Origin of the sequence: Rugamonas aquatica (genome assembly GCF_009380215.1) — a bacterium.
Classification (GTDB): domain Bacteria; phylum Pseudomonadota; class Gammaproteobacteria; order Burkholderiales; family Burkholderiaceae_D; genus Rugamonas; species Rugamonas aquatica_B.
In genome coordinates this window covers 85879-110891 of sequence record NZ_WHUG01000002.1, presented here as the reverse complement: position 1 = coordinate 110891, position 25013 = coordinate 85879, and the positions used below count along the sequence as shown (strand labels likewise).

The following is a 25013-nucleotide window of genomic DNA, read 5'->3' as shown; positions in this document are numbered from 1 at the left end:
AAACCGATGAACAGCACACTGCCCTTCTCCATCGGCCTGACCGGCGGCATCGGCAGCGGCAAGAGCACGGTGGCCGACCTGTTCGCCGCGCGCGGCGCCAGCATCGTCGACACCGACCAGATCGCCCACAGCCTGACGGCGCCCGGCGGCGCGGCCATGCCGGCCATCGTGGCCGAGTTCGGCGCCGAGTTCGCCGATGCCAACGGCGCGCTCGACCGCGCCCGCATGCGCGCGCTGGTGTTTGCCGCCCCCGCCGCCAAGACCCGGCTCGAAGCCATCCTGCACCCGCGCATCCGCGACGCCGCGCTGGCCGAGGCCGAGGCGGCGACGGGCAGCTATGTGATGTTCGCCGTGCCGCTGCTGGTCGAATCGGGCACCTGGCGTGCGCGCGTGACGCGCGTGCTGGCGGTAGACTGCCCGGAAGAAGTGCAAATTGCCCGCGTCATGGCGCGTAACAATTTGCCGGAAACGCAAGTCCGCGCCATCATGGCGACGCAGGCGAGCCGCCAGCAACGCCTGGCCGCGGCGGACGATATTATCGAAAACGGCGGCGGAATCGAGGCTTTGGAGCCCCAAATCGCCCGCCTGCACGATTTATATTTGCAAATGCGCTCGCAATTTCAAAAAGAACGGTGACAATACCCTCGCAACGTTTGTAATTTTGCTTGGCTTGCTTCAAAATCACGGGAATTAATCGCAAGTCCACCTACAGAGGGATGTTATTTTGATTGTCTACGAATATCCTTTCAACGAGCGCATCCGCACGTTGTTGCGATTAGAGGATCTGTACGAGAAATTCAAGTTCTTTGTGCATCAAGAACATCCTATGCAGCACCACGTCGCATTGGCGACCATCTTCGACATGCTGGAGGTGGCCGGCCGCGCCGACTTGAAATCCGACCTGTTGCAAGAACTGGAACGCCAGCGCCAATCGCTGCTGGGCTACCGCATGAACCCGAACGTGCAGGCGGAAACGCTGGACGCCATCCTGGCCGAACTGGACGGCGTGAGCAGCGCCTTGGTCGCGGCCCAGGGCAAGACCGGCCAGAACGTGCGCGACAACGAGTGGCTGATGAGCATACGCGGCCGCACCATCATTCCCGGCGGCGCCTGCGAATTCGACTTGCCGTCCTACTATGCCTGGCAAAAGCGTCCGGCCGAGCAGCGCTTCAACGATATCGCCACCTGGTTCGCGCCGCTGGCGCCGCTGTTCGACGCGCTGGGCCTGGTGCTGCGCCTGCTGCGCGATTCCGGCGGCCCGGTCAAGATGATCGCCGTGGCCGGCAGTTATCAGCAGATGTTGCAGGGCAAGGTCTATCAGATGCTGCGTCTGACGCTGGACGAATCGCTGGGCGCGATCCCGGAGATCTCGGCCAACAAGTACATGTTGTGGGTGCGTTTCACCTCGCAGGGCGGCGACTTGAAACCCAAGCCGCTGGAAGATGATGTACCATTCGAGCTCACCCTCTGTAACTTCTAAAGATAGATCATGGCCACCGTAGTTGACTGCCCTACCTGCTCCGCCAAAGTGGAGTGGAAGGAAGAAAATAAGTATCGCCCGTTCTGCTCGGAACGCTGCAAACAAATCGATCTCGGCGCCTGGGCCGAGGAAAAGTACACCATCCCCGCCGCCCCGCCAGTCGATCCCAACGACGAAGAGTAATCAGTTCGTCCTGACGGCGACACCGGTGTACAGCACCGGTCCGGCCGGCTGGCCGCTCGGCGATCCGGGCGCCGGCTCCAGCGTCAATTCAAACACCTGGTCCACCGCCAGCGGCAGTTGCTTGTCCAGCGCCAGCTTGAACTGGCGATCCTGCTCCACCAATCCCAGCGATACCGAAGCGCCGCCCGCCGGCATGGTCCAGAATTGCAGCACCTTGCGATTGGCGACCAACGTGCCGTGCAGCGGCGTCAGCGTCAGCTGGCGGTCCGGCGCGACCTGCACCACCCAGCCGGCGCCGTTGTCCTGAGGCGCTGACAGCACGGCCACGTACGCCGGTGCGGCCGGTGCTGGCCACAGCAGCAAGGCGCCCAGCGCCGCGCAGCCGGCCAGGGCACTGCCCGCGACAATGCGCCAGGTTTTCAGTTGGTTCATGGACCGTAGCGCACCATGTCCAGCCACTCCAGCAGCGGAATGGTGGCCGGCAGCAGCGGCTCGACGCCGACCGCGCCCTGCCAGGCGAAGGCCTGGCCTTCGAGGCTTTGCGGCTCACCACTCCAGTCGCGGCTGATGAAGAAGTGCAGCCGCACATGCGCGTGCTCGTACACGTGCTCGACGCCGCACCATTCCTCGGCGCTGTTGACGGTCAGGCCCAGCTCTTCGACGAACTCGCGCTTGAGCGCCTCCAGCACCGTCTCGCCCGGATCGACTTTACCACCGGGGAATTCCCAATAACCTTCATACGGCTTGCCGACCGGGCGCTGGCCCAGCAGCACGTCGCCATTCGGCTTCATCAGGATGCCGACAGCGACATCGACCGGCTTGACCTTCACTTCGGCGCCGCTCATGCCTGCTTCCCTGCGAAGTCCTTGGCGAACTGCCAGGCCACGCGGCCCGAACGCGAGCCGCGCTGCAAGGCCCAGCGCAATGCATCGGCGCGCGACGCTTCAATCTGCGCCTCGCTGCAACCCAGCGACGACAGCCAGTGGCCGACGATGGCCAGGTAGTCGTCCTGCTTGAACGGATAGAAAGTCAGCCACAGGCCGAAACGCTCGGACAGCGAAATCTTCTCTTCCACCGTCTCGCCCGGATGCAGGTCGCCGTCCTCGTCGTGCTTGTAGCTCATGTTGTCGGACATACGCTCCGGCATCAGGTGACGGCGGTTGGAGGTGGCGTAGATCAGCACATTGTCCGACTGCGCCGAGATGCTGCCATCCAGCGCCACCTTCAGCGCCTTGTAGCCGCTCTCCCCTTCCTCGAACGACAGGTCGTCGCAGAAGATGATGAAGCGTTCCGGCCGGCCCGCCACGATATCGACGATATCGGGCAGCTCGGCCAGATCGGCCTTGTCGACTTCGATCAGGCGCAGGCCATCCTTGCCGAACTGGTTCAGACAAGCCTTGATCAGCGAGGACTTGCCCGTGCCGCGCGCGCCGGTCAGCAGCACGTTGTTGGCCGGCTTGCCCTGCACGAACTGACGGGTGTTCTGCTCGATCTGCTCCTTCTGCGGGCCAATGTGCTGCAAGTCGTCCAGCGCGATCGGCGACACATGGGCCACCGCCTGCAGATAGCTGGCGCCGCCGCCAGTTGCGCCGCTGTTGCGTTTCCTCCAGCGGAAAGCGAAGCCCAGCTTCCAGTCCGGCTCACGCGGCGCCTGCGGCAGCACCGCCTCCACGCGCGCCAGCAAGGCTTCGGCGCGCACCAGGAATTGTTCGAGAGGCGTCGCCATCTTAGGAACGGTAGTCGGCGTTGATGCTCACGTAGTCGTGCGACAGGTCGCAGGTGTAGACGGTGGCCGCAGCCGCGCCGCGCGCCAGCTTCACGCGCACCAGGATCTCGCTCTGCTTCATCACGCGCTGGCCGTCTTCTTCCTTGTAGTCCGGATTGCGGCCGCCGTTCTTGGCGACCCACACATCGTCCAGGTACAGATTGAGTTTGCTGACATCGAGGTCGTCGACACCGGCGTAGCCGATGGCGGCCAGGATGCGGCCCAAGTTAGGATCGGACGCGAAGAACGCGGTCTTGACCAGCGGCGAGTGGCCGATCGAGTAAGCGATCTTGCGGCACTCTTCCACGCTGGCGCCGTCTTCCACGGTGATGGTGATGAACTTGGTCGCGCCTTCGCCGTCGCGCACGATGGCCTGCGCCAGGAACAGCGACAGTTCGGTAACGGCGGCCGCCAGTTCAGCATATTCAGGTGTATCGACCGAAGTGATTTCCAGCGAGCCGGCGCCGGTGGCGATCAGCATGAAGGAATCGTTGGTCGACGTGTCGCCGTCGATGGTGATGCAGTTGAACGACTTGTCGGCCACCTGCTTGACCAGCACGTCCAGCACCGGCTGCGCCACCTTGGCGTCGAAGGCCAGGTAGCCCAGCATGGTGGCCATGTTCGGCTTGATCATGCCGGCGCCCTTGCTGATGCCGCTCATGGTGACGGTGTGGCCGCCGATGGTGACGGTGCGCGAGCCGGCTTTCGGCTGCGTGTCGGTGGTCATGATGGCTTCGGCGGCGTTGTACCAGTTATCGGCCTTCAGACCGGCCACGGCTTGCGGCAGGCCGGCGATCACTTTGGCGGCCGGCAGCGGCTCCAGGATCACGCCGGTGGAAAACGGCAGGATCTGCGACGCGTCGCAGCCCAGTTGCGCGGCCAGCGCGGCGCAGGTTTCATTGGCCAGCGACAGACCCAGTTCACCGGTGCCGGCATTGGCGTTGCCGGTGTTAATCAGCAGCGCGGCGATCGGCTTGCCGCTTTCCTTGGCCGCCGCCAGGTGGGCCTTGGCGATCTGCACCGGCGCGGCGCAGAAGCGGTTCAGCGTGAACACGCCGGACACGGTGGCGGTAGTCGCCACTTTCATCACCAGCACGTCCTTGCGGTTCGGCTTTTTGATACCGGCTTCGGCAAAGCCGATTTCGATGCCGGCTACAGGCTTCAGTGCGGAGGCGACGGGCAGAGGGGAATTGACGGCCATATGAGTGTTCTCGTGAGTGGAAAGTGGGAGCCGCTATTGTAATACCTGACGGCCAAATTGGCGCATCGCATCATTGCGACTAATAGTTACAAATCCACCTACTTTCCCCAAGGCATGTTTTAAGCTCAAATTTGCTCAAAAAGCACTAGAAGGATGTCATACAACCCCATGAATTTGTTGGGAAAATCACTAAATTCAGCGCAAAAACGACAAGATTTTAGAACGTTCGATCTAATTTCTCAAAAACAATTTCATGCCGTACGGAAATTAGTTTAAGGTGTAGCCCGAATGCCGCATCCCCGCATGTCACAAGACAAAACAGACGACACGATCGTCGACAGCAGTAAAACACCAGACAACAAATCTAAGGAAACAGACCACATGAAAAAGCAACTTTTAGTAGCTGCCGTATTTGCCGCCACCGCCGCCATGCAGGCACAGGCAGGCACCATGGGCGACGATAACCTGAGCATCAGCGGCTTCGGCACGTTGGGTGTCGCCAAGAGCAACACCGACCAAGCCCAATTCGCCCGTTACAACCAGGCGGAAGGCGTGTCCGACAAGGCCAGGATCGGCCTCGACACCAACCTGGGTCTGCAAGCAACCTACAAGATCAACGACTGGCTGTCCGGCACCGCGCAGATCCTGACCCGCAAGAACACCAGCCCGACCTTCACCACCGACCTGACCTGGGCCTTCCTGAAAGCCCGCATCAACGACGAGACCAGCGTGCGCGTTGGCCGCGTGGTGCTGCCGACCTTCCTGATCTCGGACTACCAGAACGTTGGCTACGCCAACACCATGATGCGTCCTCCGATTGAAATGTACGGCCAGGCTCCGATCGAAAACGTCGACGGCGCGGACATCAACTACCAGCACGCCTTCGGTGACATCAACTTCACCACCCAGGCCTTCGTCGGCGTCAGCCGCGGCAAGCTGTTCGTTCCTACCGGCGCCGGTTCGGTCGCCACCTACCGCGCACCGGCGGCCGGCATCAGCTTCACCGGCGAATACGGTCCCTTCCTGATCCGCGTCGGCCACGCCCGCGCCAACATGAAGATCAACGACCTGGCCCCGATCAACAGCCTGACCGGCACGCTGAACCAGTTCGGCTTCACCCAGCTGGCCAACGACCTCGGTCTGACCACCGGCAAGAAGATCGCCTTCACCTCGATCGGCGGCACCATGGACTGGAACAACATCGTGGTCCAGACCGAATACGCACAGCGCCGCGCCAAAGAGCCGGTCTACATCCCTGACACCAACGCCTGGTACTCCATGGTCGGCTACCGCGTCGGCAAGGTCCTGCCTTACTACGCCCACGCTTCCTACAAGGATGCCGGCAGCTCGGTAACGCCGCCAGCGGCCCTGCCGAAAAACAGCCCGCTGGGCGCCGTCGTCTATGGCCTGCTGCCGTCGCCGGAACAAACCTCGGACATGATCGGCGTGCGTTGGGACTTCGCCAAATCGCTGGCCCTGAAAGTGCAGATCGACCGCGTCAAGCCTAAGACCAAGGCCGGCTCGCTGATCTTCGTACAGCCAGGCTTCAACAACAACATCACCGTCGTCGGCGCCGCGCTCGACTTCGTTTTCTAATCGGGGAACCAATATGAAAAAATTGATTATCGCTGCACTGCTGTCGTCGCTGGCCGCAGCCGGCGCATCGGCGGAAACCGTTGTCATCGTCAGCCAGAAGAATCCGGCGACCCGCATGTTCTCGGAACAGGCATCGCAATTCTTCCTCGGTAAATCCAACCTGTTCACGCCGGTCGACCAGGCCGAAGGCTCGCACATCCGCGCCGACTTCTACCAGAAGGTCGCGGAGAAGGATCCCGCGCAGGTAAAGGCGCTGTGGTCCAAGCTGGTGTTCACCGGTAAAGCCACGCCACCGAAGGAATACCCGAACAACGCCGAGGTGAAGAAAGCAGTTGCTGCCGATCCGAAGGCGATCGGTTATATTGACAAGTCGGCAGTAGACGACACCGTCAAAGTGATTCTGACCCTGCCTTAACTTCCAGGTAGCCCCGTGCTCTCCTGGCTATGCCCTGAGGAGAGCACGTTTTGAGTCTATCGCTGCGCGCGAAATTTCTGCTGCTGAGCGCCGTCATCCAGGCGCTGGTGGTTGGCCTGCTGATCTGGAACAGCCTGCGCCTGATGAACCACGCCGTCAGCACCAATGCCGAACGCGTCGCCCAAGAGTACGCGGTCACGCTCAATCTCTCCCTCAGTCCCTACGCCACGCGCGGCCGCCTGCCCGAACTGACCGGCTATCTGGCCGAAATGCTGGCCGATCCCGACGACAGTTTTCTGCGCTACCTGGTCATCCTCGACCAGGACGAAAAGCCCATCATCGAAGCCGGCAAGCGCGACATGCCCTTGCCCGAGATTCTGCGGCAAGGCGGCGGCACCAGTTTCAAAGGCGTACGCACCATCATCGAAGACAGCACGCTGCACGCGCGCTCGCCGCTGCTGCTGCGCGATAACCGCGTCGGCTCGATCAATTTCGGCCTCACCACCAAGGACTTGAAGCAGGCCCGCGACGAAGTGATGCTGCAGGGCGGCGTGATCTCGCTGGTCGGCCTGGCGCTGGGCGTGGTGCTGTTCTACGCCTTCACCCACGGCATCGGACGGCGCCTCAACGCGCTGACCGGCCAATCGCAGCAGATGACGCTGGGCGATTACAGCAAGGCGCTGCCGGTCGAAGGCGACGACGAAATCGCCGTCTTCACGCGCGCGCTCAACGCCATGAGCGCGGCGCTGCGCGAACGCATCGACCAGCTGGAACAATCGCAAAAGCGGCTGTCGGAATCGGAAGCGCGCTTCAAGACCCTGTTCGACATGGCGCCGCTGCCGCTGACGGTGTCGGACCGCGACGGCCGCATCGTCGCCGCCAACCGCGCCGTCACGCACACCTTCGGCGCCGGCGCGGCCAAGTTGATCGGCAAGCGCAGCGACGAAGTGCCGTTCTGGGCCAGCACGCTGGAGCGCGACCGCATCTGGAAGATGTACCAGACCGACGGCGCGGTGCACGGCGCCATCGCCGGTGTGCTGCTGCCCGACGGCAGCGTGGGCAGCGTGGCGATCTGGTCGTCCTCGCTGACCTTGGACGGCAACGACTCCATCATCTGGGCACTGCTGGACCTGACCGAGGAACTCAACGCCAAGCGTGAGCTGAAGGACTTGAACGTGTCGCTGGAGACCCGCGTGCGCGACCGCTCGGCCGCGCTGGAACGCGCCAACGCCGACCTGAGTACAGCGCTGGAGACCTTGCAGCACACGCAGGACGAACTGCTGGCGGCGGAGAAAATGGCGTCGCTCGGATCGCTGGTGGCCGGCATCGCACACGAACTCAATACGCCGATCGGCAACAGCCTGCTGGCCTCCACCGCGCTGCGCGACCGCGTGGTGGAATTCGACAAGCACGTGGCGGCCGGCGCGCTGCGGCGTTCGGAGCTGACCGCGCATCTGGAAGAAGTACGCATGGCGAGCCAGCTGATATCAGGCTCGCTGCACAAGGCGGCGGAGCTGATCTCGTCATTCAAGCAGATCGCCGTCGACCAGACCAACGACCAGCGTCGCCAATTCGACATGCTGTCGGCGGTGCACGACACCATGGCCACCTACATGCCGCGCCTGCGCCGCGCCGAATGCGAGGTGGTGATGCAGATCCCCGATCACCTGATTTTCGACTCTTATCCGGGCGCGCTGTACCAGGTTTTGAACAACCTGGTGAACAACGCGCTGACCCACGCTTTCGAGCACCAGAAGGGCGGCACCATCACGGTACGCGCGGAGACGGTGGACGACGACATCGTCGAACTGATGTTCAGCGACGACGGCGCCGGCATGCCGGAGGACGTGCTGCGGCGCGTGTTCGATCCCTTCTTCACGACCAAGATGGGCCAGGGCGGCACGGGGCTGGGGATGAACATCGTCTACAACATCGTCACCGGCGTGCTGGGTGGACGCATCACCATCGACTCGGCGCCAGGCGTGGGCACGGCGGTACGCATGCTGCTGCCGCGCATCGCGCCGCAGCGCGAGCCTGCGCGGCCAGCCTAGCGCTCAGGTTCAGGCTTCGGCCAGGCGGGCGCGCACCGGCTCCACGTGGCGCTCGCTGACGGCGACGGTATCGCCGCAACGCAGCGCCAGCAGATAGCTGCCATCGCCGACTACGGACAACGTGGCGCACTGCTCCGCCGCGACGATGGCGCGGCGATGCACGCGGATGAAGCGCGCGGGATCGAGATGCTCCTCAAGACGGCTGAGCGGAATGCGGTATAACACGCAGCGCCTGGCGAGGTGCAGCTTGACGTAGTTGCCATCCGCCTCCATCCACTGCACGTCCTCCAGCCGTATGCACTCGATACGTCCGATCGAGCGTACGCTGACCTGCTGCCAGTAGCCGGAAGGCGGAGCGACATAGGCCCGCAGCGCCGGCGCGAAGCCGGCCAGCTGGCGTTGCGCCAGCATCGCGGCGGCGCGCTCCAGCGTCTGCGCCAGCCGTGCATCGTCGAAGGGTTTGAGCAGGTAGTCCATCGCGTGCACTTCGAACGCCTCGATGGCGTAGACGTTGTAGGCGGTGACGAATACGATCAGCGGCGGCTCCGCCATCGCGCTCAGGCTGCGCGCCAGATCGATGCCCGATTCCCTCGGCATCTGCACATCCAGGAAAACCAGATCCACTTCCTGCTGCGCCAGCAGCTCGCGCGCGGCGGCGGCGCTGGCGCATTCGGCCACCACCTGCCACTGCGGATGCCGCGCCAGCGCGTAGCGCAGGTTGATGCGGCCCGGTTCTTCATCATCGACCAGCAAGACGCGCATCGCTGTCACTCCTGTGCGTGGAAAGGCATACGGATCTCGACTTCAAAGCGGCCGTCGCGCGCGGCGCTGTGCAGCGAGGCCGCGCCGCGATAGGCCAGTTGCAAGCGCGCCCGCGTATTAGCCAGCCCTAGACCGAGGCCGGGATTGGGCGTAGCGCCCGGCGTTACGGGATTGCTGATGCTGATGTGCAGCTGTCCGCCGTCGCGCTGCACGCTGATGCGGATGTCGCTTTGGCCTTCGTGGCAATCCAGGTCGTGGCGCAGGGCGTTCTCGATCAGCGGTTGCAGCAGCAGCGGCGGACAGTCCCCGCCCTGCACATCGCCGACCTCCATCGCAACTTGCAGCCGCGCCTTGTAGCGCAGGCGCTGCAAGGCCAGATAGTCGCCGACAAAGGCCAGCTCCTCGCCGACCGTCACCCAATCGCGGCTGCTGGCCGTGAGCGCGTAGCGCAGCAGGTCGCTCAGGCGGTTGATGCCGTTCAGCGCCAGGTCGCCATCGCTGGTGCGCACCAGCGCGCTGATCGCGTTCAGCGCGTTGAAGATGAAATGGGGCTCCAGTTGCGCGCGCAAGGCCAGCATGCGCTGGCGTTCCAGTTCGAGGTTGAGATTCAGGTTGTCGGTCAGCGCCTGCTGCCATGCCCGGTCCCGCGCCTGGCTGCCGCGCCAGATGCAGGCTGCGGCGACTGCGGTGAAGGTGCCGGTGGTCCACGCGAATTCGAGGAAGACGTCAAACCCGTGCGGCGTGACGAACAGCTGCCAGACGTGCGCCAGGTCCAGCGGCTGATCGGCGCGTGCCGCATCCAGCACCGCCAGATAGAGCATCTGCAGCGGCACGAAGATGAACAGTACCAGCGCGTAGCTGCGGGCGATGGCGCGTGCGCTGGCGGTCAGTGCGGGCCAGCGGCGGAAGATCAGGTACAGGCTGACGCTGAGCGTGAGCATCAAAGCGTGATTCAGATCCCAGTTCAGCAGCACGCGGCCATAGCTCCGGGTGCCGCCCTGGCGCAGCACATCGCTGTAGACGCCGGCCGCGCCGACCGCGCACAGCACGCCCCAGACCAGCAGGTTGACCAGCAAGGTGTTGCGCGCTTCGCGCCATGTGAGAGAGAGTTGATCCATGAGGGCGAGTATATCAGCCGCCTGCGCGGTCAAAATGCGCTGCGGCGGCGCGTCGTCACGGCATTCCGGGCGCTCGTCACAAAGGCGGTCTGCGCGGCCTTGGCGGGCGCGATACTCTGCGCCGGACCAACTCAAACCCTCCTCATGAAACCTATCCTACTGCTCTGCCTCGCGGCGGGCGCGAACGCGCAAGAAGCCGCCGACATGCAACGCGTTGAAATCGCCGGCTCGGCCGCTCAGGCCCTGCGCCGCAACGACACCGCCGCCAAGATCGTCGTCGGCCGCGCCGACATCGACCTGTATGGCGACACCACACTCTCCGCCCTGCTCAAACGCCAGCCCGGCATCTCCGTCGCGGGCGGCGAGGTACGCATGCGCGGGCTGGGCGCGGGCTACACGCAATTGCTGATAAACGGCGAGCCCGCGCCACAGGGTATGTCCATCGACGCCATCTCGCCAGAGCTGATCGAACGCATCGAGATACTGCGCACCGCGTCGGCCGAATACAGCGCACAGGCGCTGGCGGGCAGCATCAACGTGATACTTCGCAAAGGCAGCCGCGCGCAGCGCGACCTCAAACTGGGCATCGAGAACCTGCAAGGCGTGACCGGCCCTTCCGCCACCATGCAGATCGCCGACCGCGACGGCGCGCTGTCGTACGGACTGGCCGGCACGCTGAGCGACACCGGTTTCCGCAACACGACCGCCACCACCGAACGCGTGGAAGGCCCTGCGGCGCTGCGCACCTTCACCGAGCTGAACGCATCGCAGCAGACCAAGCTGAATCTGGCGCCGCGCATGAACTGGACGCTGGCAAACGGCGACATGCTGGCCTGGCAAAACCTGCTGGACCTGTACCGCACCAGCAGCCACGGGGACTCCCGCGAAACCAGCATCTATGGCGCACCGACCGCCTACCCCGACAGCGACTGGCGCTCGCAATCGCACACGGCCTTCCTGCGCAGCGGCTTGACGTGGACGCACGCGGTCGGCGCGGACGGTAAGCTAAGCGTCAAGCTGGGCTACGACTACAACCATCGCAACACCGACTATGCCTTCCACGGCGCCAGCGCGGACGGCACGCCGCTGTTCACACGCGCCGTCAAGTCGAGTGCCGACGACGACAGTATCACCACCAACGGCAAATACCTGACCCGCCTGCGCGAAGCACACAGCCTGGCTATCGGCTGGGACGGCGCCGACACGCGCCGCAGCGAGATGCGCCACCAGGACGACAGCGCGGCCAGCGGCGCGGCACTGGGCCAGCTGCTGCAAGAGTACGAGGCGCGCGTACGCCGCATCGCCCTCTTCGCCCAGGACGAATGGGATGTGACACCGCGCCTGCAAGCCTATCTGGGCCTGCGCTGGGAAGGGCTGGACACCCGCACCGACGGCGCCATGCTGGCGGCGGTGCAAAACCGCTCCAGCGTTTTCAGTCCTGTGGCGCAGATGATGTGGAAGCTGCCGAATCAGGAGCGCGACCAGATAAGACTGGCCCTCGCCCGCACCTACAAAGCGCCGCCGACGCGCGACCTGCTGCCGCGCCGCTACACCATCAATAACGACAACGGCCCCATCAACCCGGACGTGCAGGGCAACCCCGATCTGCGGCCGGAACTGGCGTGGGGACTGGATGCGGCGTACGAGTCGTACTTCGGCAAGGATGGTTCGGCGAGCATCTCCGCCTATGCGCGGCGCATCCGCGACGTGACCGTGCAGCGCCTGTTCGAACAAAACGGATCGTGGGTGACAACGCCCTACAACGGCGGCAAGGCCAAAATGGCCGGCATCGAGATCGACGCCAAATTCCCGCTGAGCGCATGGCCGGCCGACGTACGCATCAACGCATCGCGCAACTGGTCGCGGCTGGATGCGGTGCCGGGGCCGGACAATCGCCTCGGCACGCAGATCCCTTTCAGCGCCAACGTGGGTCTCGACTACCGCCCCGCCGACGCGTTGACGCTGGGCTTCAACGCCGGCCTGCAGACCGGCGGCATGGTCCGCATCAGCGACAGGCTGGCCAGCTATACCGGCGTGACGCGCACCGTGGACGCCTACGCGCTATGGAAGTTCGACAGCAAATCGCGGCTGCGCATATCGCTGCTGAACGCGCTGCACCAGGACCAGCTGCTCGGCCAGTTCTACGCCGACGGCAGCGCCAGCACGGCGCGCACCTCCAGCACGCCAAGCCGCGCCGGCATCCGCGCCATCTACGAACGCCAGCTTTAAATCAGGATAAAAAAAAACCGGAGACTAGCTCCGGTTTTTTGTTTATGCCAGCTTGCCGTGGCAGGCTTTGTACTTCTTGCCGCTGCCGCATGGGCATGGGTCGTTGCGTCCAACCTTCAGGCCCAGCTCCATCAGCTGCTCGCCGCTCAGGCCTTGCAGCTCAGGCGGCAACCCTGCCATCGAAGGCGACGGCGCCAGCAGGTCTTCCGGCGCTGCGTTCGGGTTGAAGTCAGCGTGCTGGTAGCTGACGTTTTCCACGTGCGACTGCTGCATCGCCGCTTCCGCCGCATCGATCTCTTCGCGCGACTGGATACGGACCGTCATGATCAGCTTGACCACTTCGTTCTTGATCATATCCAGCATCTGGCCGAACAGCTCGAACGCTTCGCGCTTGTATTCCTGCTTCGGATTCTTCTGGGCGTAGCCGCGCAGGTGGATACCCTGACGCAGGTGGTCCAGCGCCGCCAGGTGCTCGCGCCAGTGGCTGTCCACGCTTTGCAGCATGACGTTGCGCTCGAAGCCGCCGAACGATTCCTTGCCGACGATATCGATCTTCGACTGATACAGCGCATCGGCCGCAGCGATCACGCGCTCCAGGATGTCTTCGTCGTTCAGGTTCTGCTCTTTTTCCAGCATCTCGCGCAGCGGCAGGTCGATCTGCCATTCCGCAGCCAGCGCCGCTTCCAGGCCCTTGATGTTCCACTGCTCTTCCACCGATTCCGCCGGCACGTATTCGCGCACCAGGTCGGTGAAGGCGCCGTGGCGCAGGGACTGGATCAGCTCCGAAATATCGGTCGCTTCCAGCAGCTCGTTACGCTGCTGGTAGATCACTTTACGCTGGTCGTTGGCGACGTCGTCGTACTCCAGCAGCTGCTTACGGATATCGAAGTTGCGTGCCTCGACCTTGCGCTGTGCGGATTCGATCGAACGCGAAACGATGCCCGCTTCAATCGGCTCGCCTTCCGGCATCTTCAGACGGTCCATGATGGCGCGCACGCGGTCGCCCGCGAAGATGCGCAGCAGCTGGTCGTCCAGCGACAGGAAGAAGCGCGACATGCCAGGATCGCCCTGACGTGCGGCGCGACCGCGCAGCTGGTTGTCGACGCGGCGCGATTCGTGACGTTCGGTGCCGACGATATGCAGGCCGCCGGCAGCAACCACCTGCTCGTGCAATGCCTGCCAGCCGTCGCGCAGTGCTTTCGATTGCGCTGCCTTGTCGGCGTCGCTCAGTTCAGCATTGGCTTCAACGAACTGGATCTGCTTCTCGACGTTGCCGCCCAGGACGATGTCGGTACCACGGCCGGCCATGTTGGTGGCGATGGTGATCGCTTTCGGGCTACCTGCCTGGGCGATGATTTCCGCTTCACGGGCGTGCTGTTTCGCGTTCAGGACGTTGTGCGGCAGGCCGCCCTTGGTCAGGATGCCCGACAGCAGTTCAGAGTTTTCGATCGAGGTCGTACCCACCAGCACCGGTTGGCCGCGGTCGTAGCATTCGCGGATTTCCAGCATCATGGCGTTGTACTTCTCGGCCGACGATTTGTAGACCTGGTCCTGACGGTCCTTGCGCTGCGAAGGACGGTTAGGCGGGATCACCACGGTTTCGAGGCCGTAGATTTCCTGGAATTCGTAGGCTTCGGTATCGGCGGTACCGGTCATGCCGGCCAGCTTCGAATACATGCGGAAGTAGTTCTGGAAGGTGATCGAGGCCAGGGTCTGGTTCTCGTTCTGGATCTTCACGCCCTCTTTCGCTTCGACTGCCTGGTGCAGGCCGTCGGACCAGCGGCGGCCCGTCATCAGACGGCCGGTGAATTCGTCGACGATCACCACTTCATTGTTCTGCACCACGTAGTGCTGATCCTTGAAGTACAGCGCGTGCGCGCGCAGCGCCGCGTACAGATGGTGCACCAGCGTGATGTTGGCCGAGTCGTACAGCGAGGCGCCTTCCGGCAGCAGACCCATCTTGGTCAGGATCGCTTCGGATTTTTCGTGACCGGCTTCGGTCAGCAGCACCTGGTGGGCTTTTTCGTCCTTGGTGTAATCGCCAGGAACGTCAACCTTGCCCTTGCCGTCCGGGGTTTCCTCGCCGACTTGCAGCGTCAGCAGGCGCGGCACTTCGTTGATCTTGTAGTACAGGTCGGTGTGGTTCTCGGCCTGGCCGGAGATGATCAGCGGGGTGCGGGCTTCATCGATCAGGATCGAGTCGACTTCATCGACGATGCCGAAGTTCAGCACGCGCTGCACGCGGTCGCGGGCTTCGAACACCATGTTGTCGCGCAGGTAGTCGAAACCGAATTCGTTGTTGGTGCCGTAGGTGATGTCCGACGCGTAAGCCTTCTGCTTGGTGGCGTGTTCCATCTGCGACAGGTTGATACCGGTCGTCAGGCCCAGCCAGCTGTACAGCTTGGCCATGGTTTCCGCATCGCGCTGCGCCAGGTAATCATTGACGGTCACGATGTGCACGCCCTTGCCCGACAGCGCATTCAGATAGGCCGGCAGGGTCGCGGTCAGGGTTTTGCCCTCGCCGGTGCCCATTTCGGCGATCTTGCCGTAGTGCAGAACCATGCCGCCGATCAGCTGCACATCGAAGTGGCGCATCTTGAAGACGCGCTTGCTTGCTTCGCGGCAGACGGCAAACGCTTCAGGCAGAATCGCGTCCAGCGATTCGCCATTGGCGATGCGTTCCTTGAATGCAGGCGTCTTCGCTTGCAGCTCGGCGTCGGACAGTTTTTCCATCGCCGGCTCGAGCGCATTGATCTCGCGTACCGTTTTTTGGTATTGCTTGAGCAGCCGCTGGTTGCGGCTACCGAAAATCTGGGTCAGTAATGACATGCTTGAATTCTTGAAAAAACGCCGTTAAAAAAAGCTCTGTAGGGGAAAAACGCCTTACCGCACGGAGTTCGACTATGGCAAAAGACGGTGATTTTATCATGCGTCCGCGCCTACATTGGGTTATTGACCTGTTTAACAATAGCCCAAGAGTGAACAATGTCACAAAATCAAGCTATTTTAACCGGTGGTGACGTTTTTTTGCCGCTGTGATATGTTGTTGCGCATGCGATTCAACTCCTCCAACCTGTCCATCACGCGCCGCACTCCCATCGGCGCGACCGATTTCCTGCGCCGCGACGACAAAATGGCGGCCCTGCTGCCGGCCATCGAGCGCATGGCCTCCCTGCAAAAAGATTGTGCGGCGGCCCTGCCGGCCATGTTCAAGTACTGCGAAATCCTGGCCTTCGAGGAGGGACAATTGACCTTGTCGCTGCCGAATGCGGCGCTGGCGGCCAAGCTCAAGCAGCAGTTGCCCAAGCTGCAGGACACGCTGGCGCGGCGCGGCTGGCAGGTGCATGGCGTGAAATTGAAGGTTCAGATGAGCAAACCGGCCGAGATCAAGGAGCAGATGCGCGCCCTGTCCCTGACCGAGGCGGCCGTGACGGCCTTCGACGAACTCGGCGATGCGCTGGAGGACACGCCGCAGAACGCCACGCTGATCGCGGCGCTCAAGGCGATGGTGGCCAAGCGACGGCCAACCTAAGTTAAGTTAGCGCCCACTCGCGCGCCATCTGGCGCAGATAGGACGGCGGCGCGACTTCATTGGTCTCGAACGAGACGATTTCATAGGCATCCGGGTGCTTGAGCAGCTCCAGCAGCAGCTGGTTGTTCAGCGCGTGGCCGGATTTGTGCGCCTCGTAGCTGGCCAGCAGCGGATGGCCGACCAGGTACAGATCGCCGATGGCGTCCAAAATCTTGTGGCGCACGAACTCGTCGTCATAGCGCAGCCCATCCGAATTGAGGATGCGGTACTCGTCCATCACGATGGCGTTTTCCAGCGAGCCACCGCGCGCCAGGCCTATGCCGCGCAGCATTTCCACGTCCTGCATGAAGCCGAAGGTGCGGGCGCGGGCCACGTCGTGCACGTAGGAGACGTCGCCGAAGTCCACATGGGCGCGCTGCTGGGTGCCGTCGACGGCCGGATGGTTGAATTCAATGAAAAAGTCCAGCTTGAAACCGTTGTACGGGGTCAAACGGGCCCATTTTTCCTTCTCGCCCGTGCCTTCGCGGATTTCCACCGGTTTCAGCACGCGGATGAATTTTTTCGCCACCGGCTGCTCTTGCACGCCGGCTTGTTGCAATAAATACACGAACGACGAGGCCGAACCGTCCATGATGGGGATTTCTTCGGCGCTGACTTCGATGTACAGATTGTCCAGCCCCAGGCCGGCGCAGGCCGACATCAGGTGCTCGACGGTCGACACGCGGGCGCCGTCCTTCACCAGCACCGACGCCATGCGGGTGTCGCCCACGGCCATGGCGCTGGCGGGGAACTCCACCACCGGCGTCAGGTCGACGCGGCGGAACACGATGCCGGTGTCCGGCGCGGCCGGGCGCAGGGTCAGCTCGACCTTGGTGCCGGAGTGCAGGCCGACACCCGTGGTGCGGACCAGTTCTTTGATAGTGCGTTGTTTTAACATCCGACGATTATAGCGAAGTTGGGTCCGCCGCGCTGCCGGCGGAGTTTCCCACAATCAAGGATGTTCGGACTCGGCGTGGACCGATTCGCGCCGCACCAGGTAGATGCCGCTGGCGATGATGATGCCGGCGCCCAGCAGCGTGTAGCCGTCCGGCAGCGTGTGCCACAGCAGCCAGTCGATCGCCACGCCCCAGGCCAGCGCCGAGTATTCGAACGGCGCCACCACCGAGGCCTTGCCGGAGCTGAACGCGCGCGTGATCGCCAGCTGGCCGAGGAAGCCGCTCAGCGCCAGCGCCAGCAGCACCCAGCCATCCTCGGCGCGCACCGGCACCCAGTGGCTGGCCGACATCGCCAGGCCGCCGGCCGCCATCAGCAGCAGGTACCAGAACATCATCGACTCGTTGCTGTCGGTGCGGGCCAGCACGCGGCTGGTGATCGCGGCCATCGCATAGCAGGCGGCCGAGCCGAGCAAGGCCAGCCCGCCCAAGGTCAGGAAGCCCGTACCTTCGGGCCGCAGCACCACCAGCACGCCGAGCAGGCCGACCACGATGGCGACCCATTGGCCGGTGCCGACCTTCTCCTTCAGGATGAACACCGACAAGGACGTAATCAGCGATGGCGCGATGAAGAAGATCGAATACGCCTCGGCCAGCGACAGCGCCTTGAGGCCGTAGGCGAACGAGGTCAGCATGGCGATGCCGAGCAGGCTGCGGAAGATGTGCATGCCCCAGCGCACGCGGAAGATGCCGCGGAAGGCGCCGCGGTACAGCATGTAGCAGCACAGCAGCGGCAGCGAACTGAGCGCGCGCATGGCGGTCACTTGCGTGGCGGGATAGTGGGACGACAGCACTTTCATGGTGGTGTCCATGAAAGAGAACATGGCGACTGCGGCCAGCATGGCGTAGATGCTGCGCAGGTTTTCTGAGCGGGTGGCGGTGGACAGGGGAAGCTCCTTGCGACAGGTCCGTGCGGACCACTGGGAACGTCATCATGGCGACGTCCGGAGCCAGGACCGGCAGGCTGTGCCCGGTCGTGTCGATTATAACAAGGGCCTACTTTCCTTGCAGAACGCGGGTTGATTCAGCGTATGCCTTGGGTGTCGCCTTTGTTGAAGATGCTGTAGGCTCCCGGCATGTAGATCGACTGCACCAGCCATCCAGCCTTCTGGTCGTAGGTGAAGTTGGCGTCATGTACGCGGACCGTGAATTTGAGCTTGCAGGCCTGGTCATCGAAGTTTATTTTTTCGATGTGTTCGTTGTCCGTGGTCTTCTTCAGATCCTCGCGGAACTGCACCTCCGGGCCGAACAGGTCGACGTAGTTGTCGTTGAAGCCGGCCTTGGTCACGCGCAGCGGCCGGTCGCCCTGATAGGCGGACAGCAGCAGGAAGGGGAATTTGTACAGCCGCGCCGACGTGCCCGGCTCGTCTTTCAGCGCGGCCGCCCGCCAGGTGATCCAGGCGGCGCGCAGGCTTTCCGGCGTAGGTGTCTGGCAGGCCAGTGCCGACGAGCTCGACAGCGCGGCCAGTAACAGTGCGAGGATAGGTTTCATATTTGGCATTATAAAGTGCCGGGCCGTTGTCGCAGACTGGCGGATTCATCAAGCCTGCGGCAGCAGCATTACCAGCTTCAGGTCGTGGCGCTTGGCCAGGTGCAGCGTGACCTGGTTGAAGCTCAGCTCACCCTGTTGCGGATGGCGGAAGCGGCGCAGGCCGCCTTCCCTGCCGACCACGTCCTGCAAGGTCCACAGTTCGGCGAAGGTCGTGCTGGCGTCGGACAGTTCGGCGATCAGGGCGGCCAGCGCCTGCTCGCTGGCGTGCCGGCCGATGTCGGCGCGGAACTCGGCCACCAGCCGCCGCGCGCGCTCCGGCCAATCGACGATCAGCTCGCGCGCAGCCGCGCTGAGGAACATATAGCGCAACAGATTCGGCCGAGATTGCGCCGATGGCGACGGCGGCAGCCAGCCGGCAAACAGCAGCGCCGCCTGCGGGTTCCACGCCACCGCATTCCATTGCCGGTCGAGGATGTAGGCCGGCGCGTCGATGGCCGCGACGATCGCGTCCAGCGCCTCCTCCGCGCTGCCGCCGTCATCGTCGTGATGCGGATCGAGCCGGTCGGCCAGGCTGAACAGATAAGCACGTTCGGCGGCCGACAGATGCAGCACTTCCGCCAACCGCGCCAGCATCTTGCCGGACGCCTGCACCTCCCTGCCCTGCTCCAGCCACGTCAGCCAGGTCGGGCTGACCTCGCACAGCTGGGCCAGTTCTTCGCGCCGCAGGCCGGGCGTGCGCCGCCGTCCGCCGCCGGGCAAGCCGACGCTGTCGGGCAGTGTGCGCTCGCGATGGGTGCGGATGAATTCGCCGAGTTTGGTGTGCATGGTAGTTCTTATACCAGGATAAGTACTTGTCTTGTTACAGGATAAAAACACGCCTATTCTGCCCTGACTCGCCCATTCCCGGAGAAAAACATGAAACAGCAAGCCGTCGTCGCCGAGCAGTTCGGCAATACCGCCAGCGCGTATCTGACCAGCGCCGTCCACGCGCAAGGCGCCGACCTGGCCGCGCTGCGCGAGGTCGCCCGTCTCCTGGGGCCGCATCCGACGGTGCTGGACCTGGGCTGCGGCGCCGGCCACGCCAGCTTCGCCGTGGCGCCGGTGGCGAAATCGGTGACGGCGTTCGACCTGTCGGAACAGATGCTGGCCGTGGTGCGCGGCGCCGCCGCCGAGCGCGGACTGGACAACATCGCCACGCGGCAGGGCAACGTCGCCAGCCTGCCATTTGCGGATGCCTCGTTCTGCATGGTGGTCACGCGCTTCTCGGCGCATCACTGGCTGGACGTGCCGGCCGCGCTGCGCGAGGTGAAGCGGGTGCTGAAGAAAGGCGGCGTGCTGGTGGTCATCGACATCACCGCGCCGGAGAACGCGCTGCACGACACCACCTTGCAGGCGGTCGAACTGCTGCGCGACGCTTCGCATGTGCGCGACTACCGGCCGTCCGAATGGCTGGCGATGCTGGCGGATGCCGGCTTCATCTGCGAACGCGCCGGCGACTGGAAGCTGGAAATGAAATTCGACGAATGGACGGCCCGCATGCGTACACCGGCAGAGCGCGTGACGGCGATCCGCAGCCTGTTCGCGACGGCGCCGGAAGAGACGTTGAAGTACTTCGCCGTACAGGCCGATTGCTCATTCTCCATCGACTCGACCCTGTTCAAGGCCAAGCACGATTTCGGCGACATCTACTGAGGTCTACGCTTGCGGAACATGGCGACGATGGCCGGGATCACCAGCCAGAATCCGGAAGTCGGCATCAGCGCAACGCCAAGCACGGTCAGCAGCAGCATCGCGACGCCTATCGCCGTGGGGATGGGCAACGCATGTTTTTCAAGCGCCTGCACCAGCATGCCCGCGATGAACAGCAGGAAGCCAAACAGCATGAACCAGACCGCGAGGCCGATCTTCTCGGTATGCACCGTGTTGAAAAAACCCTGCGCCATCACCTCGCGATAGCCGTTGGAAAAGAGCGCAATCGCCACTGCGGTATGCCCCAGCGCCACGAACATCAGCCACTTGCCGATCCAGTTTTTCATGCGTTATCCAATGATCAAGATGGCAGCACGATACACGCGAAGAATTATTGGCGCAAGCAGCATGTCCGGTGAACGGGGATATACTTGAGGCTTGCTATCCAGGGAGCATGCGATGCCGCGCGATGTGCCATCGGAACCGCGCAGCTGGCTGTTGGAGCGCCGCTGCACACTGACCCAGCGCCAACTGGCGCTGGTGTTCGTGACGCTGTGCGTGCCGTCGGCGCTGGTGGCCTTGGCCTTCCTGTGGCAGGGGTATTGGTATGTTCTGGTCTACGCCGCGCTGGAGCAGGCGGCGCTGGCGGCCTGCCTGCACTACTGCGCGCGCCACCGGGGCGACTACGACCGCATCGCGATATCGCCCGGCGCCATCGTGGTGGAGCAATGCCGGGGACGCAAGCGCAGCGAGCGCAGTCTGCGTCCACGCACCACCCGTTTGCTACCGCCCCGGCGCGACAGCGATCTGATTCATCTTGAAGACTGCGGCGAGCAGATCGAAGTCGGCCGCCTCATCGGCGCGGCCCAGCGGCGCAGGCTGGCCGATGAACTGGCCGTGTGCCTGCGCGTGCAGGGTTACTGATCCGTATTGCTTCTCGCATCATCCACCTGGCAAAACAAAACGTGCTTCCAACTTGTAAAGCAAGTCGAAAGTATTCATCCATGCGACACCAAAGACATCGCACACATTAGGAATGAGGAATTTCTTGACAACGTCGGTATGGTGGCGTTCGTGAGTTACGACAATGGCGCCGGTCGCCATGGCTTTCGCGATCAGCCACGGGTCCGCACCGGAAAGAAAATCTTCAACGGCGCCGACCTTCATCCGATTCGCTTCCGAGGCGACAAACTCGACAACCTTGACGAAGCAAGCTTGCGTGCTCTCATCGTCAACGGCCTCGAACAACGCCGGATGGCTTCTAACCCATGAGGCGAGCTCATCGTCACCTCTCTTTAATTCGTCGCCTATCATTGAGATGCTTGCCACATCATTGCTGGCGTGCTTTTGAAGTATCCACTCCCAGTACGCCGGGCAGACCGTCATGTTGTAATAACGGTTCTTCGCTTCCACAAACGTATTGGCATCGAGCAGATACCTCATTCGTCCGTCTTTTCAGCATAGGTACGGACTTTGGCAGGCTGGACACCCAGCAGCTTCCCGGCTTCGCGCAACAGCAAGCGTCCACTCAAAGCTTCCGACAAGACCGCCCGGCTAAAACGCTTGCTGTTCTTGCCCTCCGCGCTTTGGTAGAAGTTCCCGCCGCCCCCCTTCTGGTCCCGATACGCCTTTAATTCCGCCAGATAGAATGCAGCGTAGGCGTCACGGGAAATGAATCCCAAATCACAGGCCCTGCGAGCGATGACCAGCTTGCTGACATGAAAACCAGCCGCCAGTTCCGGCAGTAGCGCCATCCAATCGACGCTATTTTTCCAGCGTTCGCGGAACAGCAACTCCGGCACCAGAAACTCACCTGCCACGGCGTTGCAGAAGGTCTCTATTTTCCGGCTGTCCGCCGGCGACGCACTGGAAATCCCGCTACTTCCAATCCAGATATGTGCAAGTTCATGGATCAATGTGAACAGCCGCGCCGCCGGCGCATCCGCGAGGTTAATGAAAACGGCAGGCGCGTATTTATCGCTGATGGCAAAGCCCCGGAACTCGCCGACATCCAGTTTTCGATGGGTATTCGAACCCACAATTCCGCTGCGCATGACGAGTATGCCGGCTGCATCGGCGCCGGCCACAAGTTGCCGCATATATTCATCCCCGCCTTTGTTAGGCGGAGCCAGAACTCCCAGCACCCGGCGGAGATCTGCAACGACATCATCGACCGTATCAGCGCTACTAAACCTGCCGACAAAAGGAAGCGCTTCGCGCTCCTGTTCGGCCAGATAGTCGAGATACCACGCTTGCTTGCGCAGCACGTCGCGTACCGTATCGAGCAAATCCACACTTGGGCTGACTGGCGTATCGCCACCGACCGTTCTCAAGTCGGGAAGCGGCAATGCCTCCTGCGGCGGCGCTTTCAGGAACAGGAAGCCGAAAGGAATATGAGCACGGTCGGCCCATTGTTGCGCTTGACGAAATGTAGGCCGGCTCTCGCCCGCTTCCCAAGCCAGCACCTTTTCCTCTTTGACCGGAATGCTTTCAGCGAGTTCGGCTTGAGTAAGCCCGGCCCTGCGGCGGGACCATGTCATCAAAGCTGGATTGATTAAGGCTTGAGTCATATTGTGAGATTAATACAAAAACGGCGCCGCAGCGCCGTTTTTTTACTGCATCCAACCAGTCCGGCGATTACGCCTGGGCCAGCAGGGTTTCGGCGTTCGAGACTTCGAACTTGCCGCCTTGTTCGATGTTCAGCTGGGTCACAACACCGTTGTCGACCAGCAGCGAGTAGCGCTGCGAGCGGGTGCCCATGCCGAACTTGCTGAAGTCGGCGTCCAGGCCCAGGGCCTTGGAGTAAGCGGCGTTGCCGTCGGCCATCATGCGGACGATGCCGGTGGCTTTCTGGTCGCGGCCCCACGCGCCCATGACGAAGGCGTCATTGACCGAGATGCACCAGATTTCGTCGACGCCCTTGGCTTTCAGGTCGGCGGCGTGCTTGACGTAGCCTGGCACGTGCTGCGCCGAGCAGGTCGGGGTGTAGGCGCCTGGCAGGCCGAAGATCGCGATCTTCTTGCCCTTGACCAGGTCTTGTACGTTGAACGTGTTCGGGCCCAGCGAGCAGCCTTCGGTTTCGGTTTCGATGAATTCGGACAGGGTGCCTTCTGGCAGGGTGTCGCCAATCTTGATGGTCATGGATGACTCCTTTTATAAATGTTGAACGTAAAAAAGCCGCGCCAGGCGCGGCTTTCACCGGCTTAGAGCCAGCAGTATGCCTTAATCCGCCTGCTTGCGCAGGAAGGCTGGAATGTCGTACGTTTCCATGCCATTCTTTTCCATCGCGCGCACCTGCTCGGAAGCCGATTCGCGACGCCATACGGCCGGCGCCTTCATGCCGTCGAAGGCTGGCGATGCACCGCCGCCCATGCCGCTGGTCGCGCCCATCGACACCGACGACGAAGCCGCGCCGCCACCCAGTGCAGCCGATGGCATCATCGGGCTGTTGTGGGTACCGGTGCGCAGCATCTGCTGAGGAACCAGCTGCACGTGCTTCTTGGCCTTGCCCAGGCCGGTGGCGACCACGGTAACGCGGATATCGTCGCCCATGTTGTCGTCGTAGGCGATACCCTGGGCAATCGACGCGTCCGGCGCGGCGAAGGCGCGCACGGCGGCCATGACTTCCTTGATCTCTTTACCTTTCAGGCCACGCGATGCGGTCACGTTCACCAGCACGCCGCGTGCACCCGACAGGTCGACGCCGTCCAGCAGCGGCGAAGCCACGGCCTGCTCGGCGGCGATGCGCGCGCGATCGACGCCGGACGCGGTCGCGGTGCCCATCATTGCCTTGCCCTGCTCGCCCATGATGGTCTTGACGTCGTTGAAGTCGACGTTGATGTGGCCCGGCACGTTGATGATCTCGGCGATACCGGCGACGGCGTTGTTCAGCACATCGTCGGCGTGTTGCAGCCACTCGATCAGCGATTCGTCTTCGTAGATCTCTTCCAGCTTCTCGTTCAGGATCACGATCAGCGAGTCGACGTTGGCCGACAGCTGTTCCAGGCCTTCGTCGGCGATGTCCATGCACTTCTGGCCTTCGTGCGAGAACGGCTTCGACACCACGGCCACGGTCAGCGCGCCCAGCGACTTGGCGATTTCCGCCACGATCGGCGCGGCGCCGGTGCCGGTGCCGCCGCCCATGCCGGCGGCGATGAAGACCATGTGCGCGCCGCGCAGCGAGTCTTCGATGCGCTGGCGCGATTCCTCGGCCAGCTTGCGGCCGACGTCAGGCTTCATCCCCGCACCCAGGCCGGTCTCGCCGATCTGGATCACGTTGTCGGCCTTGGAGGTCGACAGCGCCTGGGCATCGGTATTGGCGGCGATGAACTCTACGCCGACCATACCTTTGTTAATCATGTGTTGAACTGCATTGCCACCTGCGCCGCCGACTCCGACGACCTTGATGACGGTGCCCAAAGCTGCGTTATCGACCATATCAAACTCCATGATGTGACTCCCTATCAGAATGCGGTTTTCAAGCGCCAGTCCTCATATCGTTAGAAGAA

26 protein-coding genes are annotated in these 25013 nt (G+C 62.9%); 10 read left to right on the top strand and 16 right to left on the bottom strand.

From position 1 onward, the window contains the following. Positions 1-6: 6 nt before the first annotated feature. The 3 genes from coaE (at position 7) to yacG (ending at position 1663) form a co-directional block, all read left to right on the top strand. On the top strand, positions 7-636 hold the full coding sequence (coaE, locus tag GEV02_RS04780; protein WP_152836822.1) for a dephospho-CoA kinase: 630 nt from the start codon (positions 7-9) through the stop codon (positions 634-636). 88 nt (positions 637-724) lie between these two features. Continuing rightward, complete coding sequence (zapD, locus tag GEV02_RS04775) at positions 725-1480, top strand: cell division protein ZapD (protein ID WP_008445477.1); 756 nt, start codon at positions 725-727, stop codon at positions 1478-1480. Positions 1481-1489: 9 nt separating this feature from the next. Next, positions 1490-1663 carry a DNA gyrase inhibitor YacG gene (yacG, locus tag GEV02_RS04770; protein ID WP_152805033.1) on the top strand — a complete coding sequence of 58 codons (174 nt, stop codon included), beginning with the start codon at positions 1490-1492 and terminating at the stop codon, positions 1661-1663. On the opposite strand, the gene GEV02_RS04765 is transcribed toward yacG, so the two are convergent. Genes GEV02_RS04765 through argJ form a run of 4 tightly spaced genes read right to left on the bottom strand, consistent with a single transcriptional unit; the run spans position 1664 to position 4629 of the window. Continuing rightward, positions 1664-2095, bottom strand: coding sequence for an anti-sigma factor (locus tag GEV02_RS04765; RefSeq protein WP_235922670.1), 432 nt, complete (start codon positions 2093-2095; stop codon positions 1664-1666). Beyond that, positions 2092-2508: an NUDIX domain-containing protein gene (locus GEV02_RS04760; RefSeq protein ID WP_152836820.1), complete on the bottom strand. Its 417-nt coding sequence runs from the start codon at positions 2506-2508 to the stop codon at positions 2092-2094. The genes GEV02_RS04765 and GEV02_RS04760 overlap by 4 nt, the downstream gene beginning before the upstream one ends. Further along, a complete protein-coding gene (locus tag GEV02_RS04755) occupies positions 2505-3389 on the bottom strand; it encodes an ATP-binding protein (RefSeq protein WP_008445469.1) in 885 nt (294 codons plus the stop codon). The genes GEV02_RS04760 and GEV02_RS04755 overlap by 4 nt, the downstream gene beginning before the upstream one ends. A 1-nt stretch (position 3390) precedes the next feature. Further along, a complete protein-coding gene (gene argJ / locus GEV02_RS04750) occupies positions 3391-4629 on the bottom strand; it encodes a bifunctional glutamate N-acetyltransferase/amino-acid acetyltransferase ArgJ (RefSeq protein ID WP_152836819.1) in 1239 nt (412 codons plus the stop codon). A 381-nt stretch (positions 4630-5010) separates the two neighbouring features. On the opposite strand from argJ, the gene GEV02_RS04745 reads away from it, so the two are divergent. The 3 genes from GEV02_RS04745 to GEV02_RS04735 are packed head-to-tail and all read left to right on the top strand — an operon-like array spanning position 5011 to position 8691. Then, a complete protein-coding gene (locus tag GEV02_RS04745) occupies positions 5011-6225 on the top strand; it encodes a porin (RefSeq protein WP_152836818.1) in 1215 nt (404 codons plus the stop codon). A 13-nt stretch (positions 6226-6238) separates the two neighbouring features. Next, a complete protein-coding gene (locus GEV02_RS04740) occupies positions 6239-6640 on the top strand; it encodes a type 2 periplasmic-binding domain-containing protein (protein ID WP_152836817.1) in 402 nt (133 codons plus the stop codon). A 50-nt stretch (positions 6641-6690) separates the two neighbouring features. Then, a complete protein-coding gene (locus GEV02_RS04735) occupies positions 6691-8691 on the top strand; it encodes a sensor histidine kinase (protein WP_152836816.1) in 2001 nt (666 codons plus the stop codon). 9 nt (positions 8692-8700) lie between these two features. On the opposite strand, the gene GEV02_RS04730 is transcribed toward GEV02_RS04735, so the two are convergent. Further along, a complete protein-coding gene (locus GEV02_RS04730) occupies positions 8701-9453 on the bottom strand; it encodes a LytR/AlgR family response regulator transcription factor (RefSeq protein ID WP_152836815.1) in 753 nt (250 codons plus the stop codon). Positions 9454-9458: 5 nt separating this feature from the next. Continuing rightward, entirely contained in the window at positions 9459-10571 is a 1113-nt protein-coding gene (locus tag GEV02_RS04725) for a sensor histidine kinase (protein WP_152836814.1), read from the bottom strand. Positions 10572-10775: 204 nt separating this feature from the next. On the opposite strand from GEV02_RS04725, the gene GEV02_RS04720 reads away from it, so the two are divergent. Further along, positions 10776-12800 carry a TonB-dependent receptor plug domain-containing protein gene (locus GEV02_RS04720; protein ID WP_152836813.1) on the top strand — a complete coding sequence of 675 codons (2025 nt, stop codon included), beginning with the start codon at positions 10776-10778 and terminating at the stop codon, positions 12798-12800. Positions 12801-12842: 42 nt separating this feature from the next. On the opposite strand, the gene secA is transcribed toward GEV02_RS04720, so the two are convergent. After that, on the bottom strand, positions 12843-15629 hold the full coding sequence (gene secA / locus GEV02_RS04715; protein ID WP_152836812.1) for a preprotein translocase subunit SecA: 2787 nt from the start codon (positions 15627-15629) through the stop codon (positions 12843-12845). A gap of 223 nt (positions 15630-15852) precedes the next feature. Between secA and GEV02_RS04710 the strand changes: the two genes are divergently transcribed. Continuing rightward, positions 15853-16332, top strand: a complete 480-nt coding sequence (locus GEV02_RS04710; RefSeq protein ID WP_235922669.1) for a DciA family protein — start codon at positions 15853-15855, stop codon at positions 16330-16332. 1 nt (position 16333) lies between these two features. On the opposite strand, the gene lpxC is transcribed toward GEV02_RS04710, so the two are convergent. The 4 genes from lpxC to GEV02_RS04690 form a co-directional block, all read right to left on the bottom strand. Next, positions 16334-17269, bottom strand: coding sequence for a UDP-3-O-acyl-N-acetylglucosamine deacetylase (gene lpxC, locus GEV02_RS04705; protein ID WP_152836810.1), 936 nt, complete (start codon positions 17267-17269; stop codon positions 16334-16336). 54 nt (positions 17270-17323) lie between these two features. After that, a complete protein-coding gene (locus tag GEV02_RS04700; RefSeq protein ID WP_152836809.1) occupies positions 17324-18166 on the bottom strand; it encodes a DMT family transporter in 843 nt (280 codons plus the stop codon). 182 nt (positions 18167-18348) lie between these two features. Next, positions 18349-18816, bottom strand: a complete 468-nt coding sequence (locus GEV02_RS04695; protein ID WP_152836808.1) for a hypothetical protein — start codon at positions 18814-18816, stop codon at positions 18349-18351. A 48-nt stretch (positions 18817-18864) separates the two neighbouring features. Beyond that, positions 18865-19641 carry a helix-turn-helix transcriptional regulator gene (locus tag GEV02_RS04690; RefSeq protein WP_152836807.1) on the bottom strand — a complete coding sequence of 259 codons (777 nt, stop codon included), beginning with the start codon at positions 19639-19641 and terminating at the stop codon, positions 18865-18867. 90 nt (positions 19642-19731) lie between these two features. On the opposite strand from GEV02_RS04690, the gene GEV02_RS04685 reads away from it, so the two are divergent. Next, the gene (locus GEV02_RS04685; protein ID WP_152836806.1) at positions 19732-20508 is read left to right on the top strand and encodes a class I SAM-dependent methyltransferase; all 777 of its coding nucleotides are present in this window, start codon (positions 19732-19734) and stop codon (positions 20506-20508) included. On the opposite strand, the gene GEV02_RS04680 is transcribed toward GEV02_RS04685, so the two are convergent. Further along, positions 20502-20852, bottom strand: a complete 351-nt coding sequence (locus GEV02_RS04680) for a DUF6463 family protein (protein WP_152836805.1) — start codon at positions 20850-20852, stop codon at positions 20502-20504. The genes GEV02_RS04685 and GEV02_RS04680 overlap by 7 nt on opposite strands. 112 nt (positions 20853-20964) lie before the next feature. On the opposite strand from GEV02_RS04680, the gene GEV02_RS04675 reads away from it, so the two are divergent. Continuing rightward, positions 20965-21429, top strand: a complete 465-nt coding sequence (locus GEV02_RS04675) for a DUF2244 domain-containing protein (RefSeq protein ID WP_152836804.1) — start codon at positions 20965-20967, stop codon at positions 21427-21429. Positions 21430-21447: 18 nt separating this feature from the next. Here GEV02_RS04675 and GEV02_RS04670 read toward each other — a convergent pair whose 3' ends face one another. The 4 genes from GEV02_RS04670 to ftsZ all read right to left on the bottom strand — a co-directional run bounded on the left by GEV02_RS04670 (position 21448) and on the right by ftsZ (position 24954). Then, positions 21448-21948: a DUF4411 family protein gene (locus tag GEV02_RS04670; protein WP_152836803.1), complete on the bottom strand. Its 501-nt coding sequence runs from the start codon at positions 21946-21948 to the stop codon at positions 21448-21450. Further along, positions 21945-23075, bottom strand: coding sequence for an XRE family transcriptional regulator (locus tag GEV02_RS04665; RefSeq protein ID WP_152836802.1), 1131 nt, complete (start codon positions 23073-23075; stop codon positions 21945-21947). Before GEV02_RS04665 ends, GEV02_RS04670 begins: the two co-directional genes overlap by 4 nt. Before the next feature lie 67 nt (positions 23076-23142). Next, a complete protein-coding gene (locus tag GEV02_RS04660) occupies positions 23143-23646 on the bottom strand; it encodes a peroxiredoxin (protein WP_008445441.1) in 504 nt (167 codons plus the stop codon). 81 nt (positions 23647-23727) lie between these two features. Then, on the bottom strand, positions 23728-24954 hold the full coding sequence (ftsZ, locus tag GEV02_RS04655; protein WP_152805074.1) for a cell division protein FtsZ: 1227 nt from the start codon (positions 24952-24954) through the stop codon (positions 23728-23730). Positions 24955-25013 lie beyond the last annotated feature (59 nt).